The sequence below is a fragment of the Herbaspirillum lusitanum P6-12 genome, assembly GCF_000256565.1.
GTDB lineage: Bacteria > Pseudomonadota > Gammaproteobacteria > Burkholderiales > Burkholderiaceae_D > Herbaspirillum > Herbaspirillum lusitanum.
On sequence record NZ_AJHH01000259.1, the window covers coordinates 1 to 662 of the forward strand.

Consider the following 662-nt stretch of genomic DNA (forward strand, 5'->3'; position numbering starts at 1 on the left):
TCGATCCCGACACCATCCCGCAAGGCGCCGGCCGCGCACCATTTTCCGCCGAGGCAGCCGAGTTGCTCAGCGAGTTCAAGCCGGCCGTCGTCAGCTTCCATTTCGGATTGCCGGATCAGGCTTTGCTGGATCGGGTGCGCAGCTGGGGCGCCAAAGTGCTGTGCTCTGCGACCACCGTCCCTGAAGCGCGCTGGCTGGAAGAGCAGGGTGTCGACGCCATCATCGCGCAAGGCATCGAAGCCGGCGGCCATCGCGGCTTCTTCCTCACGCACGACTTGTCGACGCAAATCGGCACTTTTGCCTTGCTGCCGCAAATCGTCCGCGCCGTAAACGTGCCGGTGATTGCCGCAGGCGGCATTGCCGACGCGGCCGGTGTCGCTGCCGCCAAGTCGCTGGGCGCGGCCGGCGTGCAAATCGGCACGTCCTACATGCTGACCCCGGAAGCCTCCACCAGTGCGCCGCATCGCGCTGCGCTCAAAGGCCCCGCCGCCGAACATACCGCGTTGACCACCTTGTTCACCGGCGGCCCGGCGCGCGGCATCGTCAACCGCGTAATGCGCGAGCTGGGACCGTTGAGCAGCGCAGCACAAGTGTTTCCGCTCGCCACCGCCGCGATTGCACCGTTGCGCAGCAAGGCTGAGGCCCAGGGCAGGGGTTTTTTC

At 66.6% G+C, this 662-nt stretch carries 1 protein-coding gene; it reads left to right on the plus strand.

What is annotated here, in order from left to right; all coding sequences use genetic code 11:
• On the plus strand, window positions 1-662 hold a 662-nt coding region (locus HLUSI_RS0108590), incomplete at both ends, for an NAD(P)H-dependent flavin oxidoreductase (protein WP_016833580.1).